Annotated in this window: 17 protein-coding genes; 8 read left to right on the forward strand and 9 right to left on the reverse strand. The window is 34.2% G+C overall.

Annotated features, from left to right (window positions below; translation table 11 throughout):
• Positions 1–7: 7 nt before the first annotated feature.
• A complete protein-coding gene (locus tag AC1EUY_RS03945; protein WP_480194201.1) occupies positions 8–538 on the reverse strand; it encodes an RNA methyltransferase in 531 nt (176 codons plus the stop codon).
• A 92-nt stretch (positions 539–630) separates the two neighbouring features.
• Here AC1EUY_RS03945 and mutS point away from each other — a divergent pair, with 92 nt between their 5' ends.
• Positions 631–3,240: a DNA mismatch repair protein MutS gene (gene mutS / locus AC1EUY_RS03950; RefSeq protein WP_480194202.1), complete on the forward strand. Its 2,610-nt coding sequence runs from the start codon at positions 631–633 to the stop codon at positions 3,238–3,240.
• A 290-nt stretch (positions 3,241–3,530) separates the two neighbouring features.
• Here the strand turns inward: mutS and AC1EUY_RS03955 are convergent, their stop codons facing one another.
• Positions 3,531–3,773: a hypothetical protein gene (locus AC1EUY_RS03955; RefSeq protein WP_480194203.1), complete on the reverse strand. Its 243-nt coding sequence runs from the start codon at positions 3,771–3,773 to the stop codon at positions 3,531–3,533.
• 162 nt (positions 3,774–3,935) lie between these two features.
• Between AC1EUY_RS03955 and AC1EUY_RS03960 the strand changes: the two genes are divergently transcribed.
• The 3 genes from AC1EUY_RS03960 to AC1EUY_RS03970 all read left to right on the forward strand — a co-directional run bounded on the left by AC1EUY_RS03960 (position 3,936) and on the right by AC1EUY_RS03970 (position 6,372).
• On the forward strand, positions 3,936–4,211 hold the full coding sequence (locus AC1EUY_RS03960) for a Sec-independent protein translocase subunit TatA/TatB (RefSeq protein WP_480194204.1): 276 nt from the start codon (positions 3,936–3,938) through the stop codon (positions 4,209–4,211).
• A 4-nt stretch (positions 4,212–4,215) separates the two neighbouring features.
• Positions 4,216–4,779 carry a phosphatase PAP2 family protein gene (locus AC1EUY_RS03965; protein WP_480194205.1) on the forward strand — a complete coding sequence of 188 codons (564 nt, stop codon included), beginning with the start codon at positions 4,216–4,218 and terminating at the stop codon, positions 4,777–4,779.
• A gap of 108 nt (positions 4,780–4,887) precedes the next feature.
• Entirely contained in the window at positions 4,888–6,372 is a 1,485-nt protein-coding gene (locus AC1EUY_RS03970) for a S8 family peptidase (protein WP_480194206.1), read from the forward strand.
• A 43-nt stretch (positions 6,373–6,415) separates the two neighbouring features.
• Here AC1EUY_RS03970 and AC1EUY_RS03975 read toward each other — a convergent pair whose 3' ends face one another.
• The 6 genes from AC1EUY_RS03975 to AC1EUY_RS04000 all read right to left on the reverse strand — a co-directional run bounded on the left by AC1EUY_RS03975 (position 6,416) and on the right by AC1EUY_RS04000 (position 11,061).
• Positions 6,416–7,057 (reverse strand): O-methyltransferase, encoded by a 642-nt coding sequence (locus tag AC1EUY_RS03975; protein ID WP_480194207.1) that lies wholly within the window; start codon positions 7,055–7,057, stop codon positions 6,416–6,418.
• A gap of 69 nt (positions 7,058–7,126) precedes the next feature.
• Positions 7,127–7,378 carry a hypothetical protein gene (locus tag AC1EUY_RS03980; protein WP_480194208.1) on the reverse strand — a complete coding sequence of 84 codons (252 nt, stop codon included), beginning with the start codon at positions 7,376–7,378 and terminating at the stop codon, positions 7,127–7,129.
• A gap of 14 nt (positions 7,379–7,392) precedes the next feature.
• Complete coding sequence (locus AC1EUY_RS03985) at positions 7,393–7,965, reverse strand: sigma-70 family RNA polymerase sigma factor (protein WP_480194209.1); 573 nt, start codon at positions 7,963–7,965, stop codon at positions 7,393–7,395.
• Between the two features lie 38 nt (positions 7,966–8,003).
• Positions 8,004–8,972: a succinylglutamate desuccinylase/aspartoacylase family protein gene (locus AC1EUY_RS03990; RefSeq protein WP_480194210.1), complete on the reverse strand. Its 969-nt coding sequence runs from the start codon at positions 8,970–8,972 to the stop codon at positions 8,004–8,006.
• Positions 8,947–9,840: a RimK family alpha-L-glutamate ligase gene (locus tag AC1EUY_RS03995; RefSeq protein WP_480194211.1), complete on the reverse strand. Its 894-nt coding sequence runs from the start codon at positions 9,838–9,840 to the stop codon at positions 8,947–8,949. Before AC1EUY_RS03995 ends, AC1EUY_RS03990 begins: the two co-directional genes overlap by 26 nt.
• Before the next feature lie 9 nt (positions 9,841–9,849).
• Positions 9,850–11,061, reverse strand: coding sequence for a bifunctional alpha/beta hydrolase/OsmC family protein (locus AC1EUY_RS04000; RefSeq protein ID WP_480194212.1), 1,212 nt, complete (start codon positions 11,059–11,061; stop codon positions 9,850–9,852).
• Between the two features lie 140 nt (positions 11,062–11,201).
• Here AC1EUY_RS04000 and AC1EUY_RS04005 point away from each other — a divergent pair, with 140 nt between their 5' ends.
• The 4 genes from AC1EUY_RS04005 (at position 11,202) to AC1EUY_RS04020 (ending at position 15,947) form a co-directional block, all read left to right on the forward strand.
• Positions 11,202–11,879: a succinate dehydrogenase cytochrome b subunit gene (locus tag AC1EUY_RS04005; RefSeq protein ID WP_480194213.1), complete on the forward strand. Its 678-nt coding sequence runs from the start codon at positions 11,202–11,204 to the stop codon at positions 11,877–11,879.
• A gap of 6 nt (positions 11,880–11,885) precedes the next feature.
• Entirely contained in the window at positions 11,886–13,901 is a 2,016-nt protein-coding gene (locus AC1EUY_RS04010) for a fumarate reductase/succinate dehydrogenase flavoprotein subunit (RefSeq protein ID WP_480194214.1), read from the forward strand.
• An 84-nt stretch (positions 13,902–13,985) separates the two neighbouring features.
• On the forward strand, positions 13,986–14,732 hold the full coding sequence (locus AC1EUY_RS04015) for a succinate dehydrogenase/fumarate reductase iron-sulfur subunit (RefSeq protein WP_480194215.1): 747 nt from the start codon (positions 13,986–13,988) through the stop codon (positions 14,730–14,732).
• A 72-nt stretch (positions 14,733–14,804) separates the two neighbouring features.
• Positions 14,805–15,947, forward strand: a complete 1,143-nt coding sequence (locus AC1EUY_RS04020; RefSeq protein ID WP_480194292.1) for a methionine aminotransferase — start codon at positions 14,805–14,807, stop codon at positions 15,945–15,947.
• Here AC1EUY_RS04020 and AC1EUY_RS04025 read toward each other — a convergent pair.
• Positions 15,933–16,445, reverse strand: a complete 513-nt coding sequence (locus tag AC1EUY_RS04025) for a GNAT family N-acetyltransferase (protein ID WP_480194216.1) — start codon at positions 16,443–16,445, stop codon at positions 15,933–15,935. The genes AC1EUY_RS04020 and AC1EUY_RS04025 overlap by 15 nt on opposite strands.
• Between the last annotated feature and the right edge of the window lie 44 nt (positions 16,446–16,489).

The following is a 16,489-nucleotide window of genomic DNA, read 5'->3' on the forward strand; positions in this document are numbered from 1 at the left end:
GTTTTTACTAAAGTTTTAGTTTTTTAACTAAATCCCAAAGCACAATACCACAACTTACTGAAATATTTAAAGAGTGTTTTGTGCCAAATTGTGGTATTTCAATACAGTGATCTGATGCCGACACAACCTCTTGTTGCACACCCTTTACTTCATTACCAAAAACAACGGCTAATTTCTTATTCTTTTCTGGCTCAAATTGTTGTAATAGCATCGCATTATCTGCCTGCTCAATCGAAACAATAACAATACCTTTATTTTGTAATTCTGTGACCAACTTTACAGTATCTTCAGCATATTCCCAATCTACAGCTTCAGTAGCACCAAGAGCCGTCTTATGAATGTCTTTATGTGGCGGTGTAGCAGTGATGCCACAGAGATATATCTTTTCGATAAGAAACGCATCACTCGTTCTAAACACCGAACCAATATTATTTAAGCTTCTAATATTATCAAGAATAACGATCAACGGAGTCTTTTCAGCTTTTTTATAGTCTTGATTCGTCAGTCTATCTAATTCGTTATTCTTTAACTTTCTCATTTTTACGGATTCTTAATAAAAAGATGCTCAAGCATCATGACCTAGCGCACACTTTTTTTATCTTCGCAAAACTAATCTAAAATAGGCGATACTTGGCAAAAACCGCGGCAAAAAAAGTCACTCCTTTAATGAAACAATACAATAGCATTAAGGCCAAATATCCTGATGCGATGTTGTTATTTCGAGTAGGTGATTTTTATGAGACTTTTGGTAAAGACGCTATAAAAGCTGCCCAAGTTTTAAATATTACCTTAACAAAACGAGGTAATGGTAGTGAAAGTGAAACTGCTTTAGCCGGATTTCCGCATCATTCGTTAAACACCTATTTGCCAAAACTTGTTAAGTCTGGATTGCGTGTTGCCATTTGTGATCAATTAGAAGATCCTAAACTCACCAAAAAGATTGTAAAACGAGGTGTGACAGAATTAGTAACTCCAGGAGTTGCTTTAAATGATGAAGTATTACAGTCAAAAACAAACAATTTTTTGGCTGCTATTCATTTTGGTAAAAAACAAATTGGGATATCGTTTTTAGATGTTTCTACCGGTGAATTTTTAATTGCCGAAGGCAATGAAGAATACATTGATAAATTGCTGCAGAATTTTAGTCCAAGTGAAGTACTCGTTCAAAAACAGCATAAAATTCGTTTCAACGAAGCGTTTAACCAACCGCTCAATCTATTTTATTTAGACGATTGGGTATTTCAAGAAGATTATGCGCATGAAAGTTTAACTAATCATTTTAAAATAAAAACCTTAAAAGGATTTGGTGTTGATGATCTACCTCAAGGCATTATTGCTGGAGGCGCTATTTTATTTTATTTATCGGAAACGCAGCACAATCAATTAGATCATATTGCTTCTGTTAAAAGAATTGAAGAAGATCATTATGTTTGGATGGATCGTTTTACAATTCGTAATCTAGAATTGTATAATTCAACCTCTCCTGAAGCTGTTACGTTATTAAATGTTATTGATAGAACCATTTCACCAATGGGTGGGCGCTTGTTAAAACGATGGTTAGCGTTACCTTTAAAGAATCTAAAACAAATTCAAAAGCGTCATGAGATTGTAAAATATTTAATCAATCATGATGATTTTTACCAGACCGCTGCCTATCAGATCAAGCAGATTAGTGATATTGAGCGTCTTATTTCAAAAGTAGCAACAGGTAAAATCAACCCGCGTGAAGTAGTCTTGTTAAAAGATTCTTTAAAAGCCATTCTTCCTATTAAAAAAGCTGCTGAGAAAAGCAAAAACGAAATCCTTAAAAAAGTAGGTAGAAATCTTCACACTTGTCAAGAACTCATTGAAAAAATTACCGATACCCTTAACGATGATAGCCCAGTACATATTAACAAAGGCAATGCTATTGCGAAGGGAGTTTCAAACGAACTAGATGAACTACGAAACATCGCAACTTCTGGTAAGGATTACCTCGATGCTATGTTAGCTCGTGAAACTGAGCGTACGGGAATACCCAGTTTAAAAATAGCGTTTAATAATGTTTTTGGATATTATATTGAAGTACGTAATACCCATAAAGATAAAGTTCCTGAAGAATGGATACGTAAACAAACACTGGTCAATGCCGAGCGCTATATCACGGAAGAACTCAAAGAGTACGAAACGAAAATTTTAGGTGCCGAAGAAAAAATAGCATTATTAGAGCAGCAACTATTTCATAACCTTTTACATTTTATGTTGCATCATATTCAACAGGTACAACAGAATGCTCAACAAATTGCCTTTTTAGACTGTTTATGTTCTTTTGCGCTCCTAGCAAAAGATAATAATTATGTCTGCCCTACCATGGATAAAAGTACCGATATCGAAATTAAGAATGGACGACATCCAGTTATTGAAAAACAATTGCCTATCGGTGAAGAGTATATCGCTAATGATGTTGTGTTAAATCGTTCGCAACAGCAGATTATTATGATCACGGGTCCCAATATGAGTGGTAAATCTGCCATCTTAAGACAAACGGCTTTGATTGTTTTGTTAGCGCAAATGGGAAGTTATGTGCCAGCACAACAAGCTCGAATTGGTGTTGTTGATAAAATCTTTACGCGTGTAGGAGCAAGTGATAATATCTCGATGGGAGAATCTACTTTTATGGTAGAAATGAATGAAACCGCTAGTATCTTAAATAATATCTCTGAACGTAGTTTGGTACTTCTTGATGAGATTGGTCGTGGTACCTCAACCTATGATGGTATTTCTATTGCCTGGGCCATTGCAGAATACTTGCATGAACATCCTACAAAAGCAAAAACCCTATTCGCCACACATTATCATGAATTGAATGATATGACCGAAACCTTTGAGCGCATTAAAAACTTTAATGTTTCGATTAAAGAATTAAAAGACACTGTAATTTTTTTACGAAAGCTAGTGCCTGGTGGAAGCGAACATAGTTTTGGTATTCATGTCGCAAAATTAGCTGGGATGCCTACTTCTGTAATTCATCGTGCCGATAAAATGCTAAAGAAATTAGAACAGAGTCATCGTTCTGATGAAATCAAAAACAAACTACAACAAGCAGTTGATGAAGATGTACAGTTGAGTTTTTTTAAGCTTGATGATCCTTTATTAGAAGATATTAAAGAAGAAATTCTTTCTACAAACATTGATGCTTTAACACCCATTGAAGCCTTAATGAAGCTAAATGAAATTAAACGAATGTTGATGGGGAAGTGATTTTACTTTAAAAAAGTAAAAGAAGTTATTTTGTTATTGGGGTAAACAGTTGTTTTATTGGTATCTGGTTCATAAAAAAATGTGTGACTTGTTGTTTTTCCTATAAAATACTTTTTGGAAGTACTAGTAATATCATCTCCCTCATATGTTATAATTACTTTTTTGAATCTCTTACCCTCAATTATTAAACTACTTTCTATTTTTGCCTTAAAAAAAATTAAAATGATCGGAATTACCCAAAGAAAAATGAATATAAATAAAAGATTCTTATTAACTCGTTTAGTATTAGATTACCTTTGAGATTCCTCAGGAATAATATCTTCTAAAATGTTCCAAAAAAGAGGTGCAATAATCACTAATATGTATACAAAAACATCATCTAAAAATGATAATGTGAAATCAGATAAAGTCATAAAATCAACAATACTTACACCAAATTCACTATAGAAAGTCATCAACCTAATTGAAGTACAAACAATAACTATAACTGCACCTATAGGTAAAAATTTGTTGATATTTTCAATCTTAATCATTCAATATTCTTTAACATATATCAGTAAATATATTCAAAATTAAATCCTTAGATTATAGTATCTTTACACTCTATAAAAATCGTCATTCCGAACAAAGTGAAGGAATCTCTTAGTAAGCAGATTGTCACGCTATCGCTCGTAATGACGTAAGAAATAAGTTTTATGCATTTTCTCTTTATCAGCGGCGCCGAAATATTTGTGATACTCGTGATCGTATTAATGCTATTTGGTGCTGATAAAATACCTACGATGGCTCGTGGCTTGGGTAAAGGTATGCGTCAGTTAAAAGATGCTACCAACGAAATCAAAAGAGAGATTACCGAAACTGCCGAAAAACAAGGTATCGATACCGATATTGCCAAAGATATTAATAAAGGCATTAATTCTGTAAAAGATGATATCGATGAAATTACAGGACCCATAAAACGAAACTTCTAAACCATTGGATTTCATTGATAACATTGTTGTTAAAGACAAAGAGCTTTTTGTATATCTCAATAATTTAGGTACCGAGTCCTGGGATCAGTTTTGGGTGATTTTGACGAATCAATTTAGCTGGATTCCATTATTTTTATTACTTTTTTTTCTAATCTTCAGCGCCTATGGCTGGAAAAAGGGATTGATGATTTTATTCGTAACTGCCTTACTCGTTACTTTTTCTGACCAATTCGTAAATTTTATTAAAGATTATTTTGGGAGATTACGACCCAATAATGATCCTACCATCAACGAAATGATTCGTATTTTAAAACGACCTAAAAGTTTCAGTTTTGTATCAGGTCATTCAACGACCTCGTTTGCCGTAACTACTTTTATGATTCTAACACTTAAAAAGTGGTATAAGTACCCTTATTTTTTACTTATTTGGCCCATTCTTTTTGCCTATAGTCGTATTTATGTAGGTGTTCATTTTCCTGTTGATATTTTTGTAGGAATGTTATTAGGAACGTTAATAGGTTATGCATTTCATAAAATTAATGTTAGTTTTTTGAGAAAAATTCATTAAATTTGATTCCGTCAAAATTTTTAGAATTGAAAATTCAAATATCCCCTTCAGAATTTCAATCTTAAAAAGGGAAAACAACTAATGTCTAACTCAAATTAATGTAACTAAATGAAAAAATTAAGCTTATTATCGCTATTGGCGATAGTACTTATTAGTACGTCTTGTTCTAAAGACGAGTCAGAAATTCAAGAACAATCAATTATTGAAATTAGCCAAGAAAAAGCACTTACACCAGAGCAAATTAATAATCAAATACAAACATTTATAGAAACTACTGGTAGTTTTGACTGGAAAAACGCTAGTGATCATTTGCTATGGAGTGCGACTGTACATGGTGATAAAATTTTAACCGTTGGCTATGGAAACGAAGGTTTTACTCAAACAAAAAGTCAAGAGTTAAATGATATAAAATCAGAAATACTCAATACCGTAAAAGAAAACACCTTTACGAAAAGTAATGAAGAGCCTTTAATATATGAGGATGCTATTTTAAATGTTATCGACGTGAGAGTAGAAACCTTAAAAGCAGTTACAGCATTACGAAAGAATCAAAATATTCGATTTTTAGAACCCGAGGGTTATGTATATAAGACTTCATTCGAGAAATCTTCATCGGGTTGCAGCCAATCAGGGCAAAGTATAAGTACATTAGATTATGGAACCCTTTCTTCTGGAGCGAAAGTACCTTGGAACTATTACGATCATAATGTAGATGATGCATGGGCCTACAGTAAAGGTCGCGGTATAGGCGTTGGCGTTATTGATACAGGTTTGTCACCAAATCAGCCTAATCTATCTTACAAATTTGATGATTATTACAGTGGTCGTTATGTACAAAAATATGGTACCTACGTAGATTCATGGTGGCCATGGTCTTCTAGAACTGATGGTCCTAATGATAAATGTGGACATGGTACTAGCGCGAGTGCTACAGTAGCAGCTCCAGATAATAATTCAGGGCAATTTATTGGTGTTGCCTACGAATGTAACCTGATCTCGTATCGAGGAACCAGTGATGTTGTACTTAACGGATATCATGAGCGTCGAGGCGTAGCGAATGCTTTAACTGCTTTAGGAAATCGAAGTGATGTAAAAATTATTTCAATGTCTATTGGATATCCTTGGTCGATTGGTAGAATTGCTGATGCTGTTCGCTATGCGAATTCTCGAGGAAAATTAATTTTTGCTGCTGGCGGAACCTCAACTAACTTTACCAATTTCTACGGTATTATTTTCCCAGCTAGTATGAGTGAAACCGTTGCTGTTACTGGAGTTGAAGAGCGCTCTGGCTATGAAGAATGTGATGCTTGCCATAAAGGTGATATGGACTTTACCATTATTATGGAACGTGGCAATAACAATCATCAACCTGTATTAGGTTTTAATAACGGACAATCACAATATTTTGGTGGATCGTCTGTAGCTACTGCTTTTACAGCCGGGGTAGCCGCATTAGTTTGGTCTAAATATCCATCATGGAATAAAGATCAAGTATTACAACGTTTAAGAGAATCAGGTGATTTTTATCCTAATAGAAATGGTGACTTCGGTTACGGAAATATAGACGCCCTTAAAGCTGTAAGAGGGTATTAATTATTGAATTAGTTTACAGTGAAAAGCGGCAAATTTGCCGCTTTTATTTTACTCTACTTATGGTCAATCCGTCTCGAATGGGTAATAAAACAGTTTCTATTCGATGATCTTCTTTTAACAACCTATTATATTCAACAATAACCTGTGTGTCTATATCTTTTGGATCTAATTTTTCAACTACTTTACCACTCCATAATACATTGTCAGATAGAATAACACCACCAGAATTCATCTTATCAATAATTGCCTTAAAATAGTTTACATAATTACCTTTATCTGCATCGATAAAAACAAGATCAAAAGTGGTATCGATCGTCGCAATAACATTTAAGGCTTCTCCTACATGTTGTATTATCTGACTTTTATATTGCGATTTCTCAAAATATTTTTTCTGAAAATCGAACAATTCTTCGTTTTTATCAATAGTATGAATTGTTCCATCCGATATTAATCCTTCAGCTAAACACAATGCAGAATAGCCAGTATAGGTACCTATTTCTAAGATTGTTTTCGGCTGCACTAATTTAGAAATCATGGCCAATACACGCCCTTGAAAATGCCCACTCAACATACGAGGTACTAACACTTTTTGCCACGTTTCTCTAGCGAGTTCTTTTAATAATTCTGGTTCATCTTCTGAGTGGTTTACCGCATAAGTGTCTATATTTTCTGGTAAAAAGTGCATGCATTTTATTTTTGTAAAGATAAAAAAAGCGCCACTTGTAAGCGGCGCTTTTTAAATAACAAGCTGTTTTTATTTCGCATTCGTAATTTTTTCTTTCATTAATGCTTTTTCTTCATCATTTAAATTTTGCTCACAATGTGTACGCTCTAAATGCGCATCACAAACTTTAGTAAGCTTACTATTTTGTTTTGAAAAAGCACCACATATTTTACATCTTAGTAGATGTAAATTTAACTTAACCTTTTCTAAAAAGGTAGCTTCATTATACTGATTTTTTGTGCAAATGATAGTCGCCTCTTCACAGCTAATAAATAATCCCATACTTTTACTCTAAATTACTTAACAAACCAATTGGTTTCTAAACATTTTCTTAATTGATGTCTAGCTCGGTGAATTATCACCCACAAATTAGACGCTGTAATGCCCAATTCATTACAGATCTCCTCGGTTTCGTATTGTTTTACATTTTTTAATAGAAATACTGTTCGGTATTTTTCTGGTAAATTATCAACGCAAGAATCGAGTACATTTTTTAACTCTACATTTTCAATATCACGCTCTGCTTCATTATCCCACGTCTGCGGTATTCGTTCTTCTATCCAACTTCCTTTTTTCTCTCCTTCATCATAAAAATTCATCTTTACTTCAGCTTTTCCCTTGGCGGAATTCATTTTTCTATAATGATCTATAATTTTACGTTTCAAAATTGAGATCAACCATGTACGCTCCGCAGCTTGTCCTCTAAAATTTTTCATAGCTTTTAAAGCTGAAAGAAAAGTTTCTTGAACAATATCTTTCGCCACTTCTAGATCGTCTATTCTTGAATTCGTATAGTTAAATAGATAATCTGAATGTAAATCTACCCATTTATCTGGGTTCAATATGTGATGTTCTTTGATTTCTGGCATTAAAAATTTTGCTTATTAGACGTTAAAAATACAAACCTTTACACACTTTTACCAATATGAAGTAAAGCATCTCCTCTATTTACTATCGGAAAATGATTTACAGCGAAAATAAAACCATCAAAAGGTGCTTTTACACTTGTTGCAGTTTCTCCATAAGTATCTGTAATATATCCCAATATTTGTCCTTTCTCTACAGCATCACCATTTTTTATTCTTGCATTAAACAAACCTGCTATTTTAGCACGAAGCCATTTTCTAGAAGTAAGCTCCACACTGCTATGTTTTTTTGATTTTTCTTCTCTTTTCAGAATAACATCAAAATGTTCTAGAATATTCAAAACACCGTCTATACCGTACTTAACGGCTGTTTTATCTAACCGCAGTGATTCTCCTGCTTCATAAACGATAATAGGCACATTATGTTTACTTGCTTCTTTTCTGAACGATTTCGGAATCAAATTAGAAGCAAATTGATAGGGTGCATTAAAAATTTCGGCGAGCATTTTACTCTTTTCACACTTTGGCGTATATCGAATCTGAGGATAATTATTTCGTTGCGCCCCACCCGTATGAATATCAATACCAAAATCTACATTGTTAGCAATCTCACGAATATGAAAATAGGCAATTCTACTTGCTAAAGATCCTGTTCTGCTACCCGGAAAACTTCGATTTAAATCTTTACCGTGTAAATCTCTCGATAAATTTAAAAACCCAAATACATTTAGTAGAGGCACCACAATAACACATCCTTTTTGAACATTAAAGTATTTTCTTGAAAGCATTCTTCGCACCAATTCAATACCATTCACTTCATCACCATGTAACCCTGCTTGTACTAATACTGTAGGTCCAGGATCTTTTCCGTTAAAAACATAAATAGGAATCTCTATTCGAGTTCCTGTAGGTAAACGATCAATTTCAACTTTAATCATTTTTTCTTCCCCTAATGCAATAACATGCCCTCTTATTTCAACGGGTTCATTTCGAAAATTTATATCGAACATTTTTCTCTAAAAATTTGATAACGTGTGCTGCAACGTTTACTTTAGTATAAGCCTCTACTCCTTGAAATCCAGGAGATGCATTTACTTCGATTAACAAGGGTCCTTTTTTTGAGCGTATCATATCTACACCAGCTACTGGTAATCCTAAATATTTTGCTGCACGCAATGCAATTCGTATTTCTTGTTCTGTAATATCGGCAATTTCACCTGTTCCACCACGATGAATATTAGATCTAAATTCTCCTACTTCGCCTTTACGTTTCATCGCTGCCACTACTTTAGTGCCAACAACAATAGCGCGAATATCTTCACCATTAGACTCTTCAATAAACTCTTGCATCATAAAGCTAGCATTCATGTTATAGAAAGTATCCATAATAGATTTTGCTGATTTTGTTGTTTCTGCTAAAATTACACCAAGACCTTGAGTTCCTTCCTGTAATTTGATAATTATGGGTGTACCACCTAAAAGGTTTATTTGTTCTTTTATACTTTTTGCATCGGTAGAAAAAACAGTATGTGGAATTGGTAAATTCTTTCTATTTAAAATTTGAAGCGTACGAACCTTGTTATTAGCTCTCAAGATTCCTAAAGAGCGAGCTGTGCTAAGTACACCATTCATTTCAAACTCTTTAACAACTGCAGCACCATGACGTGTGACAGATGCCCCTATTCTAGGAATAATTGTATCTGCTTGGTTAAGAATATTTTCTCCTTCGAAAATAAGTTGTGGTCTCCCGTCACCTAACTTAACTGAACACTTCGTATGATTTATAACACGAACATCATGACCTCGCTCTTCTGCTTCGTCAATTAGGCGCTTCGTAGAATAAATATTCTCGCCGACAGAAAGTATAAATATCTTCATGAAGTAAGGCTAGCGTAAAACAGTATCAATCTCAATCTTATTTTCTAAGGTTCTATGAACAGGGCATCTATTCGCAATTTCTAACAGCCGCTTTCGCTCTTCATAGGTTAAATTACCTACCAGTTCAATCGTTCGTACAAACTTATCAATTTTTGACGTTCTATCATCACTGCACGAATTACAATCTTCGGCATGCTGTTTAAAATGTTCTAGATGAACGAGTACTTCATCTAAATCCCATTTTTTTCTATCGGCATACATACGTAGCGTGATCGCTGTACAAGACCCAAGAGCAGATAGTAACAATTCATAAGGTGTTAATCCTGAGTCTTGGCCTCCATATTTTTTAGGCTCATCAGCAATAATAGCATGTGAACGTGCTGCCACTTCGGTTCTATACTTAGATTTCCCTATTCTTACAACCGTCTGTTTATCAGTTTCTAACTCTTTTCGCTCTTTAAATGTAACGTAGCGTGCTGCCCAGCTAGAAACCATCTCACCTACATAAAAAGAGTCATCTTTATTTGTGAGTAAATGATTCGCTCCGTCAAGAGAAATAAAACTCTTAGGGTGAAATGCTGCATTATAAATTTGTTTTGCATTTTCTATTCCAACCGTGGTGTCTTGAGGAGAATGTAACACTAATATAGGCTTTCGAAGTTTCCGTAAAAGTTTTGTCATATTTTTAGATCCGATATCATCTAAAAATTGCTTCTTTATCGTAAACTGTCTTCCTGCGATTTCGAAAGTCGCCTCTCCATCACTAGTAATGTCTTCAATATGGTCTTCAAACAAATGTTCAACATGTGAAGGATTAGAAGGTGAGCCAATCGTCACTACTGCTTCAATAGAAGCAACAGCAGCAGCAGCATAAATTCCTGCCGCTCCTCCTAAAGAATGACCTATGATGATTTTAGGTGATTGATGATTTTTCTCTAAATATTCAGCAGCCGAAATTAAATCTTCAATATTTGTAGAAAAGTTCGAATCAGAAAAATCGCCTTCACTATTTCCTAAGCCCATAAAATCAAATCGCATCACAGCAATTCTGTTTTTTGTAAGTGCTCTAGAAATATTTCTTACGGCAGTAAAATTTTTATTGCCTGTAAAAAAATGAGCAAATAATGCAAAACCTATAGGTTTTTGATCAATAGGAAAATCAATACTTCCGTCGAGCACTAAGTCTCTTTTATTTTTAAATTGAACTTTGCGACTATACATGGTTTTGTTTGTTTTATTAATCGGACTATAATTTAAAGCTTTTTTATGTTTAAAACGTTTCTAAATAGTGAAAAAAATGATATTCATCTTTTCGAAGCAAAAACTAAATAGTATTTTTGTGTGAAATTAAACTAATCATAATGAGCGGAATTCTAAATTCTACTATCGGAAGAAAGTTTGCCATGGCACTTTCGGCACTCTTCCTAATGATATTCTTACTACAACATTTTGTAATTAATATAACTTCTATTTTTAGTGCCGATGTCTTTAATGAATTATCCCATTTTATGGGTACCAACCCACTGGTACAATTTGCTTTACAACCAGTATTAATTTTTGGAGTTGTTTTTCATTTTGTAATGGGGTTTGTTCTCGAAATTAAAAACAACAAAGCTAGACAGGTAAAATACGCCATGAATAAAGGTGGTGCAAACTCAACTTGGATGAGTAGAAATATGATTTGGAGTGGCCTTGCAATTTTAGCCTTCATCGTATTACACTTTATCGATTTTTGGATTCCTGAATTGAACGTAAAATACATTCAAGGAGATATGTCTGGTTTGCACAATGGTGAGTTTCGATATTTTCATGAATTACAAGAAAAATTTGTAAATCCAATTAGAGTTGGTGCTTATATTGTAGCTTTTGTTTTCTTAGCATTACACTTATTACACGGATTTAACTCGGCATTTCAATCTGTTGGAGCAAATAATAAATACACAAAAGGATTAAAAGGATTTGCTAAAGTTTATGCTATTGGAGTACCACTAGGTTTTATCATTATAGCGTTGTATCATCATTTTAATCACATTCACTAATATTATATGGCAACTTTAAATTCAAAAGTACCAAAAGGTCCTATAGCTGAAAAATGGACCCATTATAAAAATAAAATTAACTTAGTAAACCCTGCGAATAAGCGATTAATAGATGTGATTGTTGTAGGTACGGGTCTAGCTGGTGGTTCCGCTGCTGCAACGTTGGCTGAATTAGGGTATAATGTAAAGGCTTTCTGTTTTCAAGATTCACCTCGTCGCGCACACTCTATTGCTGCTCAAGGAGGAATTAATGCCGCAAAAAATTATCAAGGAGATGGTGATTCTACCTACCGTTTATTCTATGACACTGTAAAAGGTGGTGATTACCGTTCTCGTGAAGCCAATGTGTATCGTCTGGCCGAAGTATCTGCTAATATTATTGATCAATGTGTGGCGCAGGGCGTTCCTTTTGCACGTGATTATGGTGGATTGTTAGATAATCGTTCTTTTGGAGGCGTTTTAGTATCTAGAACATTTTATGCAAAGGGACAAACGGGACAGCAATTATTATTAGGTGCTTACTCTGCCATGAATCGTCAGATTGGTCGTGGTAAGATAAAAATGTACAACCGTCATGAAATGCTAGATGTAGTAATTGTTGATGGTAAGGCAAGAGGAATTATTGCACGTAATTTAGTGACTGGTGAAATTGAAAGACATTCGGCTCATGCTGTTGTTCTAGGAACGGGTGGTTATGGTAATGTATTCTTTCTTTCTACCAATGCCATGGGAAGTAATGTAACAGCAGCTTGGAAAGCGCATAAACGCGGTGCTTATTTTGCGAATCCTTGCTATACACAAATTCATCCAACGTGTATTCCTGTTTCAGGTGATCATCAATCAAAATTAACATTGATGTCAGAATCATTACGTAATGATGGACGTATTTGGGTGCCAAAAAATATGGACGATGTAGAGGCAATTCGTGAAGGGCGTAAAAAACCTACCGAGCTTGCTGAAGAAGAAAGAGATTATTACTTAGAGCGTCGTTATCCTGCATTTGGTAACTTAGTGCCTCGTGATGTTGCATCGCGTGCAGCGAAAGAGCGTTGTGATGCTGGTTACGGTGTTAACGCAACGGGTGAAGCAGTGTATTTAGATTTTGCATCGGCTATTCAACGTTACGGAAAAGAACAAGCGCACATTAAAGGCTTAAATGAAAATGATGCAAGCCTAGTTAAAGAATTAGGTAAAGAAGTTGTAAAGGCTAAGTACGGAAACCTTTTTCAGATGTATGAAAAGATTGTAGATGAAAACCCATACGAAACACCTATGATGATCTATCCAGCGGTGCACTACACTATGGGTGGTGTTTGGGTTGATTATAATTTAATGACAACTGTTCCTGGTCTATATTGTATTGGTGAAGCTAATTTCTCTGACCACGGTGCGAATCGCTTAGGAGCTTCCGCGTTAATGCAAGGCTTAGCAGATGGGTATTTTGTATTACCTTATACTATTGGTGATTATTTATCTGATGATATTCGTACAGGCCCTATCTCAACCGATTCTGCTGAATTTGAAGAAGCAGAAAACAATGTACGTGCTGACATTGATAAGCTCATTAATAATAACGGAACAAAACCTGTTGATTATTTTCACAAACGCTTAGGTAAGATTATGTGGAATAAAGTTGGAATGTCTCGTAATGAAACAGGTTTAAAAGAAGCTATAGATGAGATTTCTGCCTTACGTAAAGAGTTTTGGGAAAATGTGCGTGTTCCTGGTAAAGCTAATGAGTACAATGAAGAATTAGCAAAAGCAGGTCGCGTAGCCGATTTCTTAGAATTAGGTGAATTGTTTGCGAAAGACGCTCTTAACCGTACCGAATCGTGTGGTGGGCATTTTAGAGAAGAATCTGTTGAAGAAGATGGCCCTCAAAAAGGGGAAGCAAAACGTGACGATAAGAATTTTGCGTATGTAGCAGCTTGGGAATATAAAGGTGAACCTAAAGATGCTCTTTTACATAAGGAGCAGTTGGAGTTTAATGATATCGAATTAAAACAACGTAGTTATAAATAGATGTTAGTATTGAGAAATGAGATATTAGATTTTTAAATTTAGTTTCTCTCAATACTCAATACTCAATACTTAAAATCTAGACAAATGAATTTAAAGTTAAAAATATGGCGTCAGAAGAACGCTAACGATAAAGGAAAAATGGTTGATTACAACATCAGTGATGTATCGCCAGACATGTCTTTCCTTGAAATGTTAGATGTTTTAAACAACGAATTGATAGAAAAAGGTGATGAGCCTGTAGCATTTGACCATGATTGTCGTGAAGGTATTTGTGGTATGTGTTCATTATATATTAACGGAGAAGCTCATGGGCCTGATCGTGGTGTAACTACTTGTCAGTTACATATGCGTAAATTTAAAGATGGAGACACCATTTATATTGAACCTTTTAGAGCTACTGCTTTTCCTGTAATTAAAGATCTTGTTGTTGATAGAACGGCTTTTGATCGTATTCAGCATGCAGGCGGATTTATTTCAGTAAATACTTCGGGAAATACACAAGATGCAAATGCATTACCAATTGCTAAGCACGCTGCTGATGAAGCCATGGATGCTGCAACTTGTATTGGTTGTGGAGCTTGTGTAGCTACGTGTAAAAACTCATCTGCAATGTTATTTGTTGGTGCTAAAGTATCGCAATATGCTCTATTACCTCAAGGTCAAGTAGAAGCAACAGATAGAGTGCTTAATATGGTAAAACAGATGGATGAAGAAGGTTTTGGTAACTGCACCAATACTGGAGCCTGTGAAGTAGAATGTCCTAAAGGGATTTCCCTAGAGAATATTGCTCGTATGAACAGAGAATATTTAGCGGCTAGTTTAAAAGGGTAATTTTAAAATCTCAATATTCCAATTCGAAATCCTAAGCATAAACTTAGGATTTTTTGTTAGCTTTATCATATGATCAAGCATACTTCAAAATTACCTAATGTAGGTACTACCATTTTTACTGTAATGAGTGCCTTGGCTACTAAGGAAAAAGCTCTTAATCTCTCACAAGGATTTCCAAATTTTAAAAGTGACAATAAGCTATTGAAATTAGTGAGTAATGCTATGCAAAATGGTTATAACCAATATGCTCCCATGGCTGGTGATCTAGGTTTACGAGAACAAATTGCTAAAAAATTTGATCTTTTGTATGACTCAACTTATCACCCCGACAATGAAATAACCATCACAGCTGGAGCTACCCAAGCTATTTTTACGGCAATTTCAGCATTTATTAAAAAAGATGATGAGGTTATTATATTTCGTCCTGCATACGATTGCTACGAACCGACTATAGATCTCTTTAGAGGTAAAACGATATCGATTCAACTTAAGGCTCCAAATTATAAAGTTGATTGGAAAGAGGTCTCTGAGAAAATATCTTCAAGAACTAAAATGATGATTATTAATACACCTCAAAACCCGAGTGGTACTATTTTTTCTAAAGAGGATATGTTGGCACTAGAAAAGATTATTGAAAACACCAACATAATTGTATTAAGTGATGAAGTTTATGAGCATATTATTTTCGATAACGAACAACATCAATCTGTCTGTCGTTTTAAAGCGTTAAAAAAGCGCTCTATAATCGTAGCGTCTTTTGGAAAAACATTTCATAATACAGGATGGAAATTAGGGTATTGTTCTGCTCCAAAAGCATTAATGGAAGAATTTCGAAAAGTGCATCAGTTTAACGTATTTTGTGTAAATCACCCTATGCAAAAAGCACTTGCTGAATATTTAAATAACCCAGAACATTATCAAAATTTAGGGCTGTTTTATCAAGAAAAAAGGGATTTGTTTTTAAACCTGATTAAAGATTCGCGTTTTGATTTTATCCCTGCCAAGGGTACTTATTTTCAATTGTTAAATTTTTCTAATATCACCAATGAAAACGACGTGGAATTTGCCAAAAAACTAACGAAGGATTATAAAATAGCTTCCATCCCACTTTCTGTATTTAATGAAGATTTTTTAGATAAAAAAATGTTACGTTTCTGCTTTGCAAAAACAGATGATACACTAAAAAGAGCTGCTGATATTTTAAATAAAATCTAATTTTAGTAACCAATCGTATTGCTCATCTTCACCAATTAAATAAGGATGTTGACCAAACTTAGCGAATCCTAACTTTTTGTAAAACGCTATGGCCTTTGTGTTTTGCTCCCAAACACCTAACCATAGATAAGAATGCTTTTTTTGTTTAGCATACCTAATGATATGCTGTAACGTTTTAGTTCCTAATTGATGACCTTGAAATTCTTTTTTAATATAAATACGCTCTAATTCTAACGCGTTAAGATCAAAATTTTCTTTTTGTGCTTCTTTCTGATTCAATTTATAGTACCCAACAATTTGGTCATCATTACAAATAAAATTAAATGAAGAATTCGGGTTTGACAATTCACTTGTAATTTGAACTTTACTAAATGCTCTAGTAATATATTTTTTAAAATCTGTAGGATTATTATGTTTCTCGAAAGCATCAATAAAAGTGCTTTTTGCTACTTCAATCAAACTCGTAAGATCATTAAGTGTACATGTTTCAAAATACATTTTACTTTTATTACATCAATTATAGGGTAAATTACAAATTATAT

The sequence above is a fragment of the Maritimimonas sp. 2210JD6-3 genome, assembly GCF_056591795.1.

Bases quoted from the DNA above. Each gene is read 5' to 3' on its own strand.
- AC1EUY_RS03990 (WP_480194210.1), bottom strand. From the start codon at position 8,972: ATGTTCGATATAAATTTTCGAAATGAACCCGTTGAAATAAGAGGGCAT.
- AC1EUY_RS04010 (WP_480194214.1), top strand. From the start codon at position 11,886: ATGGCAACTTTAAATTCAAAAGTACCAAAAGGTCCTATAGCTGAAAAA.
- AC1EUY_RS04000 (WP_480194212.1), bottom strand. From the start codon at position 11,061: ATGTATAGTCGCAAAGTTCAATTTAAAAATAAAAGAGACTTAGTGCTC.
- AC1EUY_RS04005 (WP_480194213.1), top strand. From the start codon at position 11,202: ATGAGCGGAATTCTAAATTCTACTATCGGAAGAAAGTTTGCCATGGCA.
- AC1EUY_RS03945 (WP_480194201.1), bottom strand. From the start codon at position 538: ATGAGAAAGTTAAAGAATAACGAATTAGATAGACTGACGAATCAAGAC.
- AC1EUY_RS04015 (WP_480194215.1), top strand. From the start codon at position 13,986: ATGAATTTAAAGTTAAAAATATGGCGTCAGAAGAACGCTAACGATAAA.
- AC1EUY_RS03995 (WP_480194211.1), bottom strand. From the start codon at position 9,840: ATGAAGATATTTATACTTTCTGTCGGCGAGAATATTTATTCTACGAAG.
- AC1EUY_RS03985 (WP_480194209.1), bottom strand. From the start codon at position 7,965: ATGCCAGAAATCAAAGAACATCACATATTGAACCCAGATAAATGGGTA.
- AC1EUY_RS03975 (WP_480194207.1), bottom strand. From the start codon at position 7,057: ATGCACTTTTTACCAGAAAATATAGACACTTATGCGGTAAACCACTCA.
- AC1EUY_RS03980 (WP_480194208.1), bottom strand. From the start codon at position 7,378: ATGGGATTATTTATTAGCTGTGAAGAGGCGACTATCATTTGCACAAAA.
- AC1EUY_RS04025 (WP_480194216.1), bottom strand. From the start codon at position 16,445: ATGTATTTTGAAACATGTACACTTAATGATCTTACGAGTTTGATTGAA.
- AC1EUY_RS03955 (WP_480194203.1), bottom strand. From the start codon at position 3,773: ATGATTAAGATTGAAAATATCAACAAATTTTTACCTATAGGTGCAGTT.
- AC1EUY_RS03960 (WP_480194204.1), top strand. From the start codon at position 3,936: ATGCATTTTCTCTTTATCAGCGGCGCCGAAATATTTGTGATACTCGTG.
- AC1EUY_RS03970 (WP_480194206.1), top strand. From the start codon at position 4,888: ATGAAAAAATTAAGCTTATTATCGCTATTGGCGATAGTACTTATTAGT.